The following is a 16,136-nucleotide window of genomic DNA, read 5'->3' on the forward strand; positions in this document are numbered from 1 at the left end:
TGCTCATGATGCAGATAACAGTACTTACACTTAGTCTATTACTGATGGCCCTCATCGCCATCGCCTTCATCTCCAGCGTCCGCGCGGCCGGCCGGGGAGAGCCGGTTCCCCACGGTGAAAGGCTGCGGACGCAATTGCTGGTCGGCATGCTCGTGGTCGGCATCGTCGTCTCGGTTGCCTCGCTGTGGACCTGGCCGCACGCCGTGTCGGCGGCGCAGGCCAGCACGACCGTCAACGTCTCCGGCGCGCAGTGGTACTGGGAGATCGACACCGACACGGTGCCGCTCGGCACGCCGGTGGTGTTCAACGCCCACACCATCGACGTCACCCACGGCCTCGGGGTGGCGGACGCCGCCGGGCACATGCTGTTCCAGACGCAGGCCATGCCCGGCTACGTCAACAAGGTCGAATACGTCTTCACCGAACCCGGCACCTATCGCGTGGTCTGCCTCGAATATTGCGGGGTGGGGCACCACGACATGCTCACCGAGTTCACGGCAGTGGCCAGGGAGGAGTAGCGAAAATGGCCGAGATTGCTGCAACCGATCCGATCCCCGACGCGGGGACAGAGGCGGGCACCCCGCAGCCGCAGGCCGGCGCCGTCAAGCTGACCATGCTGCTCGCGGGCGTCGTGTTCCTGCTGATGATGACCTTCGGGCTGTTGATGCGCATGACCCAGGGCGGGCTCATCGAGATCGACCCGATCCTGTTCTACCAGCTGCTGACGGCGCACGGCGCCGGCATGGTGGGCACCGCCGCGCTCACCGGCGCGGCGATACTGTGGTATTTCATGGGGCGGCACGTGGTGCTGCTGGCCTGGGTGTTCTGGGCCTTCCTCGGGCTGTTCCTGTTCGGGGTCGCCCTGATCCTGGGGGCCATCTTCATCGGCGGCTATGCCGGGGCCTGGACCTTCCTCTATCCGCTGCCGGCAATTTCGGGGGGGATGTGGGGACCGGAAGCGGCGGCGGTGTTCCTGCTCGGCTACCTGGCGATCGGGATCGGCTTCCTGCTGCTGCACCTGGAAGTCGGGCGCAAGCTGATGGCCGCCTATGGCGGCGTCGGCGGCGCCCTCGGCTGGCCGGTGGCGTTCGGCGGCGGCAGGGTCGAGGACGCGCCGCCCCCGGGCGTGCTGGCGGCGATGGCGTCGACCATCTTCAACGCGCTGGGCATCATCGTCGGGGCGGTGGCGGTGGTTGCCAACCTCGTCAACCTGCTGGTTCCCGGCTTCGCCATCGACGCGCTGCTGGCCAAGAACCTCACCTATTTCTTCGGCCACGTGTTCATCAACGCCACGATCTACATGGCGGTGATCGCCGTCTACGAGATCATGCCGGAATACCTGGGCAAGCCGTGGAAGACGACGCGCGCCTTCGCGGTGGCGTGGACGGCGGTGCTGCTGTTCGTGTTGTCGGTCTATCCCCACCACCTGCTGCAGGACACGGTCATGCCGCCGTGGCTCCTGGTGACGGGGCAGGTGGTCTCGTACCTGTCCAGCGTGCCGCTGATCGCGGTCACCGCCTTCTCGCTCATGGTCTATCTGCGCCAGTCCAAGATCATGCGCTGGGATCTCGCCTCGGCGCTGCTGGTGCTGGGCGTCGCCGGATGGACCATCGGCTCGGTGCCCGCGGTGCTCGACGGCATGATCGTCGTCAACAAGGTGATGCACAACACGCAGTGGGTGCCGGGGCACTTCCACACCTATCTGCTGCTGGGCGAGGTGGCGATGGTCTTCGGCTTCATGGCGTGGCTGGTGCGGGGCGAGCGGGGCCACGGTTTCGCCGGCTTCGAACGCATGAGCTTTGCCACCTACCTGCTCGGCGGCGCCGGCTTCACCCTGGCCTTCCTCGTTTCGGGAGCGCTGTCGGTGCCGCGGCGCTGGGCGGCCCACGCGCCGGAGTGGATGCTGCAGGCGGCAATCGCCGCCGGCTTCGCCGTGCTGGTGATCGCGGCGGCGACGGTGTTCGTGTCGATGTTCGCCGCCGGGCTCGTGCGCGGGCGGGCGCCGCACGAGGCCGGGCGGGGCTAGCATGCGCGCCTGGGCCGCCTCGCTCGCGGTGGCGGTAGCCGGGGTCGCGGCCCTGTGGGTCGCCACCGACGGGCTGGCGGCCCTGACCACGGAGGGGGCGCGCCGGCTTGCGGTGGTCCGCGATGCGCCGGTGGTGCCGCCCCGTCGCCTACAGACGATGGACGGCGGGCAGGAGGTGTTGCCCGCCGGCGACGGCCGGGCGAGCCTCATCGAGTTCATCTACACGAGCTGCCCGACGATCTGCCAGTCGGCGGGCACTGCCATGGCGGTGCTGCGCGACCGGTTCGCGACGGCGGGGCTGGCGACGCAGGTGCGCCTGCTCTCGGTCAGCTTCGACCCGGAGGTCGACGACGTCCCGCAACTGGCGAGCTACGGCGAACGGCACGGGGCGGACGGAAGCATCTGGACCATAGCCCGCCCGGACCCGGAGGACCTGCCGGAACTGCTCGACACGTTCGGCGTCACGGTGATCCCGGACGGCTTCGGGGGCTACGAGCACAACGCCGCCATCCTCGTCGTCGGCCCGGACGGCCGGCTGCACACCATCCTCGATGTCGAAGACGTCGCCGGCGCCGTTGCCGCGACCCGGCGGCTCCTGCCGTGACCGCCTGGCGCATCCTCGCGGCGGCGGTGCTCATCGGCGCCGGCGTGGCCCTGCGCGGCCCGCTCGAGGCCCATCCGGTGACGCACATGCTGGTGCAGATGCCCGGTCTGGCGCTGGCCGGGGCGCTGCTGGCTTCGCCGGCCATCGGTTCGGGGGAGTGGAACCGGGGCGGCGTGGCGGCGCTGTTGGCGGCAGTATTCACGGCGACGTTCTGGATGCTGCCGCGCTCGATCGATGCGGCGGTGTCCGGGCCGCTGGTCGATGCGGCCAAGTTCGCGACGCTGCCGCTGCTGGCCGGGCTGCCGCTTGCCGCCGGGTGGCGCCGCGCCCATCCGCTGCTGCGCGGCTTCCTCAAGGCGCAGGCCCTGTCGATGCTGGGCATTCTCGCCTTTCTCTATACGCACGCGCCGGTGCGGATCTGCAACGCCTACCTCGCGGAGGACCAGTTCCGCCTCGGCATCGGCTTTCTTGCGGTGGCGGTGGCGCTGGCGGTGCTGTGGACGGTGCCGCTGCTGGTGGGCGAGGCGCCGCGGCCCGCCGCGGGGATGCCGACCGGTAGCGGCTGAGCGCACGAGCGGCGGCCGTGCTTGACCCGACCCGGCGCGGTGCGGATAGTGCGCCCGGCGAGCACGGAGCAAGCATTGGCCAGCAGCATATTCCCAGCACGGCGCGGGGTCGCGTCCGCCTTGCGGGCGGTCGCCGCCCTGATTCTGTACGCCGTCGCCGGCGCTGCCGTGGCGCAGGAGCCGATCGCTCCGGCCGGGCCGACGCTGGCAGCCATCCGCGAGCGCGGCCACCTCATCTGCGCCACCTCCGATCCGCTGCCCGGCTTTGCGCAGACCGGCCCGGAGGGGCGCTGGTCTGGCTTTGACGTGGATTTCTGCCGCGCCGTGGCAGTCGCGGTGTTCGATGACCCAAGCAAGATGGAGTTCGTGCCGCTCTCCGGAGACAGCCGCTTCGCGCAGCTGCAGACGGGCGCCATCGATCTCATCGCCCGCAATGCCCCCTGGACGATGCGGCGCGACACCGGCTACGGGGCCAGCTACGTCGCCACTTCGTTCTATGACGGGCAGGCCATCATGGTGCCGCAGAGCCTGGGCGTGGTTTCGGCCTACGAGCTCGAGAACGTGTCCGTCTGCGTCGTCGACGGCGGCGAAGAACTGGCCAATCTCCGGGAGTTCTTCTTCACCACGCAGTCGGGCTACAGCGAAGTCCTCTACGAGGACCGCGAGGACCTGACGGTCGCCTATCGCAGCGGACTGTGCGACGCGGTATCGGCGCCTGCGAGCTGGCTCAACGCCATCCGCCGCAGCCTGCCGGAACCGGCGACGCACCGCATCCTGCCCGAACGCATTTCCAAGGGGGCCTATGGTCCCGTGGTGCGGGCCGGTGACCCGCAATGGTTCGACATCGTGGCGTGGACGCTGTTCGCGCTGATCGACGCCGAGGAAGTGGGGGTGTCGTCGCTCAACATCCAGTCGCTGTCCAAGGCCAAGACGCACTCGATCCGCCGCCTGGTCGGGCTCGAGGGCAGCTTTGGCCCCGGCATCGGGCTCAAGCCGGATTTCATCTCCAGAGTCATTGCCGCGGTCGGCAATTACGGCGAGATCTTCGAGCGCCACTTCGGGCCGGAGACGGGTGCCGCCGTGGTGCGCGGGCAGAACGCGCTCTGGAGCAATGGCGGGCTGCTCTACGCGCCGCCGATCGAGTAGCCGCCGTCAGGCGAAGTGCAGCGCCACGCGCCGGTTGATGGCGCCCTTCTTCTCGATCTTGCCCAGCCGCAGCGGCCCGATCTCGCCGGTATTGCGCACGTGCGTGCCGCCGCAGGGCTGCAGGTCGACATCGCCGATGCGCACCAGCCGGACGCGGCCATGGCCCATGGGCGGCTTGACCTTCATCGTCTTGATGAGATTGGCATTGGCCGCCATCTCGGCGTCGGTGATCCATTCACTGGTAACGTCGTGGTTACCCGTGACCAGCTCGTTGAGGCGGGCTTCGAGCGCCGGCAGGTCGGCCGGGACTTCCGGCATGTCGAAATCGAGCCGGCCCTTGTCCTCGCCGACCTGGCCGCCGGTGACCGGGAAGGGGAAGACCACCGACAGCAGATGCAGCGCCGTGTGCATGCGCATCAGCCGGTAGCGGCGCTCCCAGTCGATTGCCGCCGTCACCTCGTCGCCCGGCGCCAGCGCCGGGCCGCCTGCCACGGGCACGTGCACGATCCGCGCCTTGTCGCCCTCAGGGTGGACGGTCGCCGCGATCGGCACCTGCCTGCCGTCAGAGGTGGCGAGCGTGCCGGTGTCGCCGGGCTGCCCGCCCGAGGCGGCGTAGAACACCGTGCGATCGAGAACGATGCCGCCATCGGCCAGCACCTCTTCCACCCGTGCCGGTGCGGTGGCGAGATAGCTGTCGGCGCGGAACAGGAATTCGGTCATGGCAGGTCTCCGGAGAACGCGGGAATGTTCCTCACAGGACCGGAGAAAGCAAGCGCGCCGCCTCCGACAGGAAGCGCATGGCCGGCGTTTCCCGGTCGCGATCCTGTGTCGTCAACAGCACGGCATTGGAGAAATCCTCCTCCAGCATGCGGTTCACGTCGCGGATCATGTCGGGGTGGGTGAACCACAGCGTGATCTCGAAATTGATGCGGAACGAGCGGTTGTCGAAATTGACGGTGCCGACGCCGGCGATCCTGTCGTCCACCAGGATGACCTTCTCGTGCAGGAAGCCGGTGGTGTAGCGGTAGACCTTGACGCCGTGGCTGATCATGCGGTGGGCGTGGGCGATGCTGGCGAGCCACACCAGCCGGTGGTCGGGCTTTTTCGGCACCAGCACGCGCACGTCGACGCCGCGCATCGCGGCCGCGTAGAGCGATGTCTGCATGTCGACGTCCGGGACGAAATAGGGGCTGACGATCCACAGCCGGCGCTCGGCCCTGGCGATGACCTCGCTGAACGCGATGGCGCAGTCCTCGAGCATGTCCGCCGGGCCGGTCGGCATCACCAGCACCGGCTGCTCGCCGGGCGTAGCGATGGGGGAGGGCAGGTCGGGCCGGAGTTCCTCGCCGGTCGCCCACTGCCAATCCTCCCGGAAGGTGAGCGCCGCGGCGACCGCCGCGGGGCCGGCCACGCGCACATGCGTGTCGCGCCAGGGGCCGAATACCGGGCTCAGCCCCATATATTCGTCGCCCACGTTGAGGCCCCCGGTCCAGGCTTCCCTGCCGTCGATCACCAGCATCTTGCGGTGATTGCGGTAGTTGATGCGGGTCGGGCCGAGCAGGCGCAGGATGCGATGGCGCTGGTTGAAGCCCGCGACCTTGACGCCGGCCTCGCGCAGGCGGCGCTTGTAGCGCCGCGGCAGCCAGAAGCAGCCGACGTCGTCGTAGAGCAGGTACACGGCCACCCCGGCCCGGGCGCGCTCGATCAGCCGGTCGGCGAATTCCTGTCCGAGCGCGTCGTCGCGGATGATGTAGAACTGCGCCAGCACCGAGGAGCGGGCGCGGGAGATGCCGTCGAAGATGGAGGCGAAGGTCGCCTTGCCGTCGATCAGCAGCTCGGCGTCGTTGCCGCCGAGGAACGGCAGCTGCGAGACGTTCGACAGCACTGGCCACTCGGCGCTGGTCGGCAGGTCGAGGATTTCGCGGCCGGCCCGCACGCGGCGCAGTTCGCGCCCGGTATGCGTCTGCAGCGCGGCGTAGTCGTCGAACAGCTTCAGTCCGAAGATCAGGTAGAGCAGGGTGGTCGGGAATGGCAGCAGCAGCAGCGACAGCAGCCAGCCGATGGAGCCCTGCGACGTCCGCGAGCGCAGCACCTCGCTGACGGCGAAGACGATCGCCACGGCGTAGTTGAGCCAGAAGACGACGGTGAAGATCAGGCGATCGGGGATGAGTTGTGCAAGCCAGCCATCGCCGCCGAGCATGGCGTCACACGGGTTCCGGCTCGAGCACGGAGCGCCAGTCGACGCCGGCCCGCGCCTCCAGCCAGGGCGGCACCGGCAGCCCCTTGCCGCGCAGGAAGGCGGGATTGAACAGCTTGGACTGGTAGCGGTTGCCGTAGTCGCACAGGATGGTGACGATGGTCTTGCCCGGCCCGAGTTCACGGGCCAGCCGCACCGCGCCGGCGATGTTGATGGCACTGGAGCCGCCCAGGCAGAGGCCTTCGTGCTCCAGCAGGTCGAAGACGTAGGGCAGGGCCTCGCCGTCCGGGATCTGGTAGGCGTGATCCACCTCGAGCTCGGCGATGTTGGCGGTGATGCGGCCCTGGCCGATGCCTTCGGTGATCGAACTGCCCACGGCCTTCAGCTCGCCGCTGGTGTAGTAGCTGTAGAGCGCCGCCCCCTCGGGATCGGCGAGGCCGATGCGGATGCCGGGGTCGCGCTGCTTGAGCGCCATGGCGATGCCGCCGAGCGTTCCCCCGGAGCCCACGGCACAGATGAAGCCGTCGATCCTGCCGCCGGTCTGCTCGAATATCTCGGGGCCGGTGGTCTCGACATGGGCCTGGCGGTTGGCGACGTTGTCGAACTGGTTGGCCCACACGGCGCCGCCGGGACGTTCCCGCGCCAGCTTCTCGGCCAGCCGCCCCGACAGCTTCACGTAGTTGTTGGGGTTGCGGTAGGGCTTGGCCGGTACCTCGATCAACTCGGCGCCAAGCAGGCGCAGCGCGTCCTTCTTCTCCTCGCTCTGCGTGTCGGGGATGACGATGACCGTCTTGTAGCCGAGCGCGTTGGCGACCATGGCCAGCCCGATGCCGGTGTTGCCGGCGGTCCCCTCGACGATGGTGCCGCCGGGGCGGAGCGCGCCCCTTCGTTCGGCGTCGCGCACGATGTAGAGCGCCGCACGGTCCTTCACCGACTGTCCCGGGTTGAGGAATTCGGCCTTGCCCCAGATTTCGCACCCGGTCAGTTCGGAAACCTGGTTGAGGCGGATGAGGGGGGTGTTGCCGATGGCGGAGACGACGTCGCGGTGGTTGGTCATGGGAACCGTAGTGTTGGATTTTGCCCCAAACTAAGGGTCGCGCCCGAGGCTGCCAAGTGACGGCGGCGCAATTGGCAAGCCATTCCTCTGCAGCCGGCCCCCGCAACACGGCGACGCTGGCCGTGCCGGCATCGGGCGAAGGCCATACCCGCACGCGCGTTGCGGGAGGACCCGGCAGTGGCGCCCTGCCCGGCGAAGAGAGCCTTGCCCGGTGCGCCCCACCCCCACTGGCCGTCATCCTCGTGCTTGTCGCGAGGATCCAAGGCAGCCCCAGGCTTGTGGCACAGTCGTGCCCCTCCCATTGTTCCGCCTGGGTCCTCGGACTGCGCTACGCGCCTCCGAGGATGACGGCTCCGTGGGTGGGGCCGCCAACCCGGTGTCGTGCACCTTCTTGCCACCTCCACCGGCCGTCATCCTCGCGTGAAATAGATTTTCCTTGCGGCCGACGCTGCGGCGCGGTTGTTCCGGCGTTCGGCAGCCGGGCAACAACGGCCGTTCCCGCTTGCCGGCCGGCGCGCAAGGTGAGGCGATCGCCGGCCTTTCGGCGCCGGCGCGAGGCTTGCCGGGCGAGGGGCAAAGGCAGTATCTGACGGCCAGTGCCACCGGGACACGGATCGGGATGACGGCTGCCGCGCCACGTACGCTTTCCCACCTCGAGGCCCTCGAAGCCGAGAGCATCGGCATCTTCCGCGAGGTGGCGGCCAGCTTCGAGCGCCCGGTCATGCTGTACTCGATCGGCAAGGACTCGAGCGTGCTGCTGCACCTGGCGCGCAAGGCGTTCTACCCGTCGCGCATCCCGTTCCCGCTGCTGCATGTCGACACCACCTGGAAGTTCCGCGAGATGATCGCGTTCCGCGACCGGATGGCGGCCGAGCACGGGTTCGAGCTGATCGTGCACACCAACGCCGACGGCGTCGCGCGCAACATCAACCCGTTCGACCACGGCTCGGCGCGCTACACCGACATCATGAAGACGCAGGCGCTGCGCCAGGCGCTGGACGCCGGCGGCTACGATGCCGCCATTGGCGGCGCGCGCCGCGACGAGGAGAAGGCACGCGCCAAGGAGCGCATGTTCTCGCATCGCAACGCCCGGCACGCCTGGGACCCGCGCAACCAGCGGCCCGAATTGTGGCGCGTGTTCAATACGCGGCTGGGGCCGGGCGAGAGCATGCGGGTGTTCCCGCTCTCCAACTGGACCGAACTCGACATCTGGACCTACATCTACACCGAGGGCATCGAGATCGTGCCGCTCTATTTCGCCCGGCCGCGCCCGGTGGTGGAGCGGCAGGGCACCCTCATCATGGTCGACGACGACCGCTTCCGCTTCGCCCCCGGCGAAACGGCGCGCGAGGAAACCGTGCGCTTCCGCACGCTCGGCTGCTATCCGCTGACCGGGGCGATCCGCTCGCCCGCCGCCGACCTGCCGGCGATCATCATGGAGATGCAGGCGAGCCGCACGTCCGAGCGCGAGGGGCGGCTGATCGATTCCGACCAGGCCGGCTCGATGGAGAAGAAGAAGCAGGAGGGGTACTTCTGATGGACACGCTTCGGTTCGCCCCCCTCCCATCCTCCCCCACAAGGGGGGAGGTGCCGCCCGCTGGTCGGGACTGCATGGTGCCACGGACTCGATCGGACACCCTCCCCTTGCGGAGGGCTGGGGAGGGGGCGGAGGGCCACTGCGCCGGGGGCGGCAGGGATGTCTAGCGTGACCGCGATACCCGCGCCCGACACCGCCCTCGACCTGTGGCTGGCGCAGCAAGCGCGCAAGGACCTGCTGCGCTTTCTCACCTGTGGGTCGGTGGATGACGGCAAGTCGACCCTGATCGGGCGGCTGCTCTACGACAGCCGGCTCATCCTCGACGACCAGCTCGACGCGCTGCGCAAGGAGAGCCGCAACCGCACCACGGGCGAAGAGGGCATCGACTTCTCGCTGCTCGTCGACGGCCTCGCCGCCGAGCGCGAGCAGGGCATCACCATCGACGTCGCCTACCGCTTCTTTGCCACCGAGCGGCGCAAGTTCATCGTCGCCGACACGCCCGGGCACGAGCAGTATACCCGCAACATGGCAACCGGCGCCTCCAATGCCGACCTGGCGCTGCTGCTGGTCGACGCGCGCAAGGGGCTGCTGACGCAGACGCGGCGGCACTCGTTCATCCTCTCGCTCATCGGCGTCCGGCACGTGGTGCTGGTGGTCAACAAGATCGACCTCGTCGGCTACGACCGTGCCGTGTTCGAGGCCATCGAGAACGAGTACCGGCCGTTCGCCGCCAGCCTCGGCTTCGCCAGCGTCCAGGCGATCCCGGTGTCGGCGCTGAGGGGCGACAACATCGTGGGGGCGAGCCCGCACACGCCGTGGTACCCGGGGCCGGCGCTGCTGCCCTATCTCGAGCAGATCGAGGTCGCCGAGGATCACGCCGCCGGCAAGCTGCGCTTCCCGGTGCAGTGGGTGAACCGCGCCGGCCACGATTTCCGCGGCTTTGCGGGCACGGTGGCGTCCGGCGTCGTCCGCGTCGGCGATGCACTCGTGGTCGCCGCCTCGCGCCAGCCGGCCAGCGTCAGCCGCATCGTCACCATGGACGGCGACCGCGCCGAGGCCATCGCCGGCGAGGCCGTGACGCTGGTGCTCGACCGCGAGGTCGACGTGGCGCGCGGGGACGTGCTGACCCGCCCCGGCGAGACGCCGGAGGTCTCCAACCAGTTCCAGGCGCGGCTGGTATGGATGCACGAGGACCCGGCGTTCCACGGCCGTTCCTACCTCGTCAAGGTCGGCGCGCAGACGGTCCCGGGCACCCTCACCGCGATCAAGTTCCGCACCAACGTCAATACGCTGGAGCGGACGGCTGCAACCAAGCTCGAACTCAACGAGGTCGGCACCGTCACGCTGGCGCTCGACAAGCCGGTGGCGTTCGACCCTTACGGCGACAACCCCCATACGGGCTCGTTCATCCTCATCGACCGCATCTCCAACGCCACGCTGGGGGCGGGGGTGATCGATTTCGGCCTGCGGCGGGCGCAGAACCTCTCCTACCAGAGCTTCGACGTGAACCGGCAGGTGCGCGCCGAGATGAAGCGGCAGGAGCCGGCGATCGTGTGGTTCACCGGGCTGTCGGGCTCGGGCAAGTCGACCATCGCCAACCTCGTCGAGAAGCGGCTGACGGCGGAGGGCAAGCACGCCTACATCCTCGACGGCGACAATGTCCGGCACGGGCTCAACAAGGATCTCGGCTTCACCGAGGCCGACCGCGTCGAGAACATCCGGCGCGTCGCCGAGGTGGCGCGGCTGATGGCGGATGCCGGGCTGATCGTCCTCGTCTCGTTCATCTCCCCGTTCCGCAACGAGCGGCGGCTGGCGCGCGAGATCGCCGGCGACGTCCGCTTCACCGAGGTCTGGGTCGACACCCCGCTGGCCGTGTGCGAGGCGCGCGACCCCAAGGGGCTGTACGCCCGGGCGCGGCGCGGCGAGATCAGGAACTTCACCGGCATCGACAGCCCGTTCGAGCCGCCGGAGCGGGCCGACATCGTGCTGCATGGCGGCGAGGAGGAACCGGCCGCGCTCGCCGACGCGCTCTACGGGCGGCTGTTCGGCTGAGGCGGGAAGCGCCAGCTCGTCGATGATCGGGGGATTGGGCTAAGCCATTGGGATGAAATGGCTCCGCGAGTAGGACTCGAACCTACGACCCAGCGGTTAACAGCCGCTTGCTCTACCAACTGAGCTATCGCGGAACACGACAGCCTCCTGCGAGGCAGCGACCGTGTAGCGGGTTTGATTTCCTTTGCCAAGCCCGAACTGTCATCTTTTATGGGGAGCCGCGGGCGGCGGTGCAAGGGCGGCCCGCGCCGCGAGCGCAACGCGGTCCTGCGGCGTGTTGAGGCTGGCGAAGGGATCGCCGTCCGGCCCGGCCGGCCAGTCCAGCGCGACGGCCCCGATAGCGGCGGCGTAGCGCCGCAGGCTGCGCGGTGCCGTGCCGGCGAACACCTCGCCGGGGAGGGCGGCGATGCTGGCGAAGCGCCACAGGGCGTCGGTGGGATAGTCCTGCCCGCCGCAGCGGGCGAAGACGCCCGGCAGGCGGGGCTCCATCGCGACGAGGGCCCGCGGCAGGAAGTCGTGCGGGAAGAACGGCGTGTCGACGGCCACGGACAGAATGTAGCGCGGCGCGCGGTGCTGCTGCGCGCACCAGGCGGCGGCCGCGGCGAGGCCGGCGAGCGGCCCGCCATAGTCGGCCGGCAGGTCGGGGATGGGGATATGCCGCGCCGCCAAGGCCAGGGTCGCGGGGGGATGCGGGCCATGTGCCACGAGCAGGGCGGCGACGCCGTCGCCGAGGGCCGCGGTGACGCGGGCGAGGAGGGGCATGCCGCCGATCTCGATATTGGCCTTGACGGCGCCCCCGAGCCGCTCGCCCCTGCCGCCGGCGAGAATCACCGCCACGACGTCCGGCGCCGTCATTCCGACGGTTCCGGCGGCGCGGCGCGGACGGGACGGGGGCGGTGCAGCAGCAGCAAGGCGATGCCCGCCACTACCCCCCAGAACGCCGCGCCGACGCCGAGTACGGTGATGCCGGAGGCGGCGGTGACGAAGGTCACGACCGCCGGCAGGTGCTGCTCCTCGTCGGCGAGGGCGTTGCCCAGCGACGCGCCGAGGCTCGACAGCAGGGCCAGCCCCGCGACCGCCTGGATCAGCACCGGCGGCGAGGCGGCAATGAAGCCGGCGGCGAGGCCGGCGAGAAGGCCGAGGGCGACATAGGTCCAGCCCGCCGCCACCGGGGCTGCCCAGCGGCGGGCTGGATCGGGATGCGCTTCGGGGCCGGCGCAGATGGCCGCAGTGATTGCCGCGAGGTTGACGGTATGGGCGCCGAAGAGGGCGACCCCGGCACTGGCCGCCCCGGTGGCGACGAATTGGGGGGCCGGGCGCACGGCATAGCCGTTGGCCTGCATCACCGCGAGCCCGGGGAGGTTCTGCGAGGCCATGGTGACGATGAACAGCGGCAGGCTGATGCGGATGAAGGCATCGACGGTGAAGACGGGGAGCACGGGCACCAGCGTGGGCCATCCGGCCGCGACGCTGCCTGTGGCGACATCGGCGGTCAGTGCCAGGATGGCGGCGGTGACGGCGACGGCGATCGGCACCGCGTAGCGGCGCGCGAAGCGGAGCGCGACGGCCCAACTGAGCACGATCGGCAAGGCGAGCGTCGGCAACTCGGCGACGGCCCGGAGCGGTGCGAGGCAGAGGGTGAGCAGGATTCCGGCCAGCATGGCATTGGCGATGCTTCCGGGGATGGCCGCCACCGCGCGTGCAAACGGCCGCCACAGGCCGGCGAGCACGATCAGCGCCGCCGTCATCAGGAAGGCGCCGACAACGGCGGGATAGCCACCGGCCGGCGCGCCGACGGTGAGCAGGAAAGCCGCGCCGGGCGTCGACCAGGCGAAGCTCAACGGCACCCTGAGGCGCCACGAGGCGACGATGTTGAGGGCGCCGACGGCGAGGCAGATGGCGAACAGACCCGATTCCGCCTGTGCCGGCGAGGCGCCGGCCGCCGCATAGCCGGCGAGCAGCAGCGGGAAGGTGCTGGCATACCCCACGATGGCCGCCAGCACGCCGGCGATGACCGGCTGCAGCACTCCGGGCGTCGCGGCGAAGGTTTGGGCGGTGGACAAGCGCAAGGGGCTGGGTTCCGGGCTGGCGGATGCCGAAGGCTTACTGCGTCGAACCGGAGGTTGGAGGCCACGTCCGGAATCGAACCGGAATACACGGATTTGCAATCCGCTGCGTAACCACTCCGCCACGTGGCCTCGCCAACCTCGGCGGTTGCTATACGAAAGGCTCCCGCAAGGCAAGAATTGTCGCGCGCGGCGCGAGCGGCCGGCGGGCCGGCGCGCTTTGTCGCGGGGCGCCGCCGGGCTTGTCGCGCTGCCGCCGGAGCGCTAGAGCATTTGTCCCGACGGGATCGGAACAAGTGCTGCGAGCTCTCGCAACACGGCGCCGAACCGGAAAACCGCTTCGTACCTTTCCCGGACGCACCCCAGGCAGCGTCAGACCCGCCCGAGGACCACAACAAGATGATCGATTTCGAGCGCGCCCGCAAAGTCATGGTGGAGAGCCAGTTGCGCACCAGCAATGTCAGCGACAAGCGGCTGCTGGTGGCAATGGGGCAGGTGCCCCGCGAGCGATTCGTGCCGGAAGAGCGCCGGCCCCTGGCCTATATCGACGGCGAGCACCCGCTGCAGCCGGGCCGCTCCCGGCGCGCCCTGCCGGCTCCCGCGCCGTTCGCCCGGCTGGTGCAACTGGCCGGTGTGGAACCGCAGGACCGTGTGCTGGACCTGGGCTGCGGCACCGGCTACTCGACGGCGGTACTGGCGGCGCTTGCCGCCGAAGTGGTCGGGGTCGAGGAGCATCCCGAACTCGCCGCCCAGGCCCGGGAGAACCTCGCGGCGCTCGGCATCGCCAATGCCGCGATCGTCGAGCCGCCGCTGGCGGAGGCGCCGGCGGCAAGCGGCCACTTCGACGTCGTCATCGTCGAGGGGACGGTCGACGTCGTCCCGGAGGACCTGTTCGCCCGGCTCGCCGATGGCGGCCGGCTGGTGGCGCTGGTGCGCAAGGGGCCCGCCGCAGTCGCCAACTTGTTCGTCAAATCGGGCAAGGAGGTCGCGGCGCGGGCCGATTTCGACGGCACCCTGCCGCCGCTGGCCGACCGGGAGGCTCCCGAGCCGTTCGTGTTCTGAGCCCCCAAGCGTTACTGACCGCGGGTTCAGGAGTGTTGCCGCAGCAGCACGGGCCGGAGCGAATCCATGGGCAAAGGCCGGTAACTCTTGTCCGTTCCGGTTGTTAACCCCACGTGGCCGGCATAGTGTCGCCGGGGTCGGAGGTCGTGGCCATGTATGCTCTAAGGTCGTTGCGCGCGGGCGCGTTGGTGGTTGCGCTTGCCCTGTTGCCGGCGGCGGCGCAGGCGGAGTCTCTGCGCCAGGCGCTCGAGAGCGCCTATGTCAACAACCCGGACCTCATGTCGGCGCTGCTGGGCGTCAAGTCCTCGGCGGAGAACATCGCCCTGAGCAAGGCGGGCAAACTGCCCAAGATCGGCCTGCAGGGCACCGTCCAGAATACCTGGACGGTCACGTCCGGGATATCCAGCACGACCCCGAGCTACGGCCTGAGCCTGGGCTACGAGCAGAACCTGTTCGACAGCTACAAGACCGAATCCGAAATCGAGAAGGCCAGAGCCGGCGCGGAACTGGCGGAGTACATGCTCCGCAACGAGGAGCAGACCGTCCTGCTGCAGGTCGTGACGGCGTACATGAACGTCATCAAGGACAGCCAACTGGTCAAGCTGCGCGAGGAGACCGTTGCCTTCTACCAGGCGCAGCTGGACTCCGCCAAGGAGCGGCTGCGGCTGGGCGAGGGCACCAAGATCGACGTGTCGCAGGCCGAGACCCGGCTCGCCGCCGCCGTCGCGTCCTACAAGGCGGCGATTGCGAGCCTGCAGACGAGCCAGGCGACCTATCACCGCTGGGTGGGGCACAAGCCCAGGAACCTCACCAACGGCTTCGACATCAGCCGCCTGCTGCCCCCGAGCCTCGACAGCGTCATCGCTTCCGCCGACGAGCGTCACCCCGCGATCCTGACGACGCGCGCCCAGATCCGCGCCGCGATGGCCGGCGTCGATGCGGCGCGGGCGGGGTTCGGCCCCAAGCTCGGCCTGACCGGCTCGCTCGGCGCGAACGGCAAGGGCAGCGCCGACCCGGTGCTCTCGGCCTCGGTCGGGCTGCAGCTGACCATTCCGCTCTATGCCGGCGGGGCGCTGGGCGCCTCCATGCGCAAGGCGAATATCGAGCAGATCAAGTCCGAGGTCGATGCGCTCTCGACCCGTGACCTCGTCCGCGAATCGGCGATCACCGCGTGGTCGACGGTGCAGACCGCGACCGCCCAGATCGAGGCGGCGCGCTCGTCCGTCGCTTCCGGCCAGCTGGTGGTGGAGGGCACCATCCAGGAGCGTGACGTGGGCCAGCGCACGACGCTGGACGTGCTCAATGCCCAGGCGGAACTGGTGAGCGCGCGCGAGCAGCTGATCACGGCGACGTCGCAGAAGACGATCGCCCAGTTCGCGCTGCTCGCCGCCGCCGGCCGGCTGAACCCGATCGACCTCAAGCTCAATGTTGAGGTGAAGTCGGGCGAGGCCTATACGGCCAAGGTCGAGGACATCTGGCAGGAGTTGCGCGCCGTCGACGAATAGGCGCGCCGCGGGTCGGTCCGGCCGTCCGGACACCCCAGACTCCAGTGGAAGACGCGGCCGCGACGGCCGCTCTCGGTTCCCAACGCGCACACCCTTTGTTTACAGTGTTTCCTGACGAATCAGGGGCGTAGCCCGGATCGACCGCGTCGTGATGTGAGGCATCGATGAACAAGCCTGCGCCCAAGGAGCCTTCGATGGACGAAATCCTGTCGTCCATCCGGCAGATCATCGCCGACGACGATGCGGCTGTCGCTCCGGCGCTGGCACCGCTGGGCGCGGCCCCGGCCCCGGCCCGGGCGCCGCAGCCGGCACAGCCCG

At 69.6% G+C, this 16,136-nt stretch carries 14 protein-coding genes and 2 tRNA genes; 9 read left to right on the forward strand and 7 right to left on the reverse strand.

The features are described 5' to 3' along the window. The first annotated feature begins 44 nt into the window (after nucleotides 1-44). The 5 genes from VGD93_RS03700 (at nucleotide 45) to VGD93_RS03720 (ending at nucleotide 4,342) form a co-directional block, all read left to right on the forward strand. Nucleotides 45-518: a hypothetical protein gene (locus VGD93_RS03700; RefSeq protein ID WP_395009306.1), complete on the forward strand. Its 474-nt coding sequence runs from the start codon at nucleotides 45-47 to the stop codon at nucleotides 516-518. A 5-nt stretch (nucleotides 519-523) separates the two neighbouring features. Next, on the forward strand, nucleotides 524-2,026 hold the full coding sequence (locus VGD93_RS03705; RefSeq protein ID WP_395009308.1) for a cbb3-type cytochrome c oxidase subunit I: 1,503 nt from the start codon (nucleotides 524-526) through the stop codon (nucleotides 2,024-2,026). A gap of 1 nt (nucleotide 2,027) precedes the next feature. Continuing rightward, complete coding sequence (locus VGD93_RS03710; RefSeq protein ID WP_395009310.1) at nucleotides 2,028-2,630, forward strand: SCO family protein; 603 nt, start codon at nucleotides 2,028-2,030, stop codon at nucleotides 2,628-2,630. Beyond that, complete coding sequence (locus tag VGD93_RS03715) at nucleotides 2,627-3,196, forward strand: hypothetical protein (RefSeq protein ID WP_395009312.1); 570 nt, start codon at nucleotides 2,627-2,629, stop codon at nucleotides 3,194-3,196. The genes VGD93_RS03710 and VGD93_RS03715 overlap by 4 nt, the downstream gene beginning before the upstream one ends. Nucleotides 3,197-3,271: 75 nt before the next feature. Further along, the gene (locus VGD93_RS03720; protein WP_395009314.1) at nucleotides 3,272-4,342 is read left to right on the forward strand and encodes an amino acid ABC transporter substrate-binding protein; all 1,071 of its coding nucleotides are present in this window, start codon (nucleotides 3,272-3,274) and stop codon (nucleotides 4,340-4,342) included. A 6-nt stretch (nucleotides 4,343-4,348) separates the two neighbouring features. Here VGD93_RS03720 and VGD93_RS03725 read toward each other — a convergent pair whose 3' ends face one another. The 3 genes from VGD93_RS03725 to VGD93_RS03735 are packed head-to-tail and all read right to left on the reverse strand — an operon-like array spanning nucleotide 4,349 to nucleotide 7,596. Further along, a complete protein-coding gene (locus VGD93_RS03725) occupies nucleotides 4,349-5,062 on the reverse strand; it encodes an alanyl-tRNA editing protein (protein ID WP_395009316.1) in 714 nt (237 codons plus the stop codon). 31 nt (nucleotides 5,063-5,093) lie between these two features. Beyond that, complete coding sequence (gene cls / locus VGD93_RS03730) at nucleotides 5,094-6,542, reverse strand: cardiolipin synthase (RefSeq protein WP_395009318.1); 1,449 nt, start codon at nucleotides 6,540-6,542, stop codon at nucleotides 5,094-5,096. 4 nt (nucleotides 6,543-6,546) lie between these two features. Beyond that, nucleotides 6,547-7,596, reverse strand: coding sequence for a cysteine synthase A (locus VGD93_RS03735; RefSeq protein WP_395009320.1), 1,050 nt, complete (start codon nucleotides 7,594-7,596; stop codon nucleotides 6,547-6,549). A gap of 619 nt (nucleotides 7,597-8,215) precedes the next feature. Between VGD93_RS03735 and cysD the strand changes: the two genes are divergently transcribed. Together cysD and cysN are read left to right on the forward strand one after the other, a co-directional pair. Beyond that, nucleotides 8,216-9,133, forward strand: a complete 918-nt coding sequence (gene cysD / locus VGD93_RS03740; RefSeq protein WP_395009322.1) for a sulfate adenylyltransferase subunit CysD — start codon at nucleotides 8,216-8,218, stop codon at nucleotides 9,131-9,133. 159 nt (nucleotides 9,134-9,292) lie between these two features. After that, nucleotides 9,293-11,185 carry a sulfate adenylyltransferase subunit CysN gene (gene cysN, locus VGD93_RS03745; RefSeq protein WP_395009324.1) on the forward strand — a complete coding sequence of 631 codons (1,893 nt, stop codon included), beginning with the start codon at nucleotides 9,293-9,295 and terminating at the stop codon, nucleotides 11,183-11,185. A gap of 58 nt (nucleotides 11,186-11,243) precedes the next feature. Here cysN and VGD93_RS03750 read toward each other — a convergent pair. From VGD93_RS03750 to VGD93_RS03765, 4 genes are all read right to left on the reverse strand, one after another. Further along, nucleotides 11,244-11,319, reverse strand: a tRNA-Asn gene (locus VGD93_RS03750). Nucleotides 11,320-11,386: 67 nt separating this feature from the next. Further along, the gene (locus VGD93_RS03755; protein ID WP_395009326.1) at nucleotides 11,387-12,040 is read right to left on the reverse strand and encodes an NTP transferase domain-containing protein; all 654 of its coding nucleotides are present in this window, start codon (nucleotides 12,038-12,040) and stop codon (nucleotides 11,387-11,389) included. Continuing rightward, nucleotides 12,037-13,248, reverse strand: coding sequence for a benzoate/H(+) symporter BenE family transporter (locus tag VGD93_RS03760; protein WP_395009328.1), 1,212 nt, complete (start codon nucleotides 13,246-13,248; stop codon nucleotides 12,037-12,039). Before VGD93_RS03760 ends, VGD93_RS03755 begins: the two co-directional genes overlap by 4 nt. Nucleotides 13,249-13,309: 61 nt before the next feature. Continuing rightward, nucleotides 13,310-13,383 (reverse strand) — tRNA-Cys (locus VGD93_RS03765). 267 nt (nucleotides 13,384-13,650) lie between these two features. Between VGD93_RS03765 and VGD93_RS03770 the strand changes: the two genes are divergently transcribed. After that, nucleotides 13,651-14,313: a protein-L-isoaspartate O-methyltransferase family protein gene (locus VGD93_RS03770; protein WP_395009330.1), complete on the forward strand. Its 663-nt coding sequence runs from the start codon at nucleotides 13,651-13,653 to the stop codon at nucleotides 14,311-14,313. Nucleotides 14,314-14,501: 188 nt separating this feature from the next. Further along, nucleotides 14,502-15,818: a TolC family outer membrane protein gene (locus VGD93_RS03775; protein ID WP_395009332.1), complete on the forward strand. Its 1,317-nt coding sequence runs from the start codon at nucleotides 14,502-14,504 to the stop codon at nucleotides 15,816-15,818. Nucleotides 15,819-16,136: the final 318 nt, after the last annotated feature.

This window comes from Devosia sp. (assembly GCF_036406155.1).
Taxonomy (GTDB): domain Bacteria; phylum Pseudomonadota; class Alphaproteobacteria; order Rhizobiales; family Devosiaceae; genus Devosia_A.

Bases quoted from the DNA above. Each gene is read 5' to 3' on its own strand.
- cysN (WP_395009324.1), top strand. From the start codon at position 9,293: ATGTCTAGCGTGACCGCGATACCCGCGCCCGACACCGCCCTCGACCTG.
- cls (WP_395009318.1), bottom strand. From the start codon at position 6,542: ATGCTCGGCGGCGATGGCTGGCTTGCACAACTCATCCCCGATCGCCTG.
- VGD93_RS03705 (WP_395009308.1), top strand. From the start codon at position 524: ATGGCCGAGATTGCTGCAACCGATCCGATCCCCGACGCGGGGACAGAG.
- VGD93_RS03700 (WP_395009306.1), top strand. From the start codon at position 45: ATGGCCCTCATCGCCATCGCCTTCATCTCCAGCGTCCGCGCGGCCGGC.
- VGD93_RS03725 (WP_395009316.1), bottom strand. From the start codon at position 5,062: ATGACCGAATTCCTGTTCCGCGCCGACAGCTATCTCGCCACCGCACCG.
- cysD (WP_395009322.1), top strand. From the start codon at position 8,216: ATGACGGCTGCCGCGCCACGTACGCTTTCCCACCTCGAGGCCCTCGAA.
- VGD93_RS03770 (WP_395009330.1), top strand. From the start codon at position 13,651: ATGATCGATTTCGAGCGCGCCCGCAAAGTCATGGTGGAGAGCCAGTTG.
- VGD93_RS03710 (WP_395009310.1), top strand. From the start codon at position 2,028: ATGCGCGCCTGGGCCGCCTCGCTCGCGGTGGCGGTAGCCGGGGTCGCG.
- VGD93_RS03755 (WP_395009326.1), bottom strand. From the start codon at position 12,040: ATGACGGCGCCGGACGTCGTGGCGGTGATTCTCGCCGGCGGCAGGGGC.
- VGD93_RS03735 (WP_395009320.1), bottom strand. From the start codon at position 7,596: ATGACCAACCACCGCGACGTCGTCTCCGCCATCGGCAACACCCCCCTC.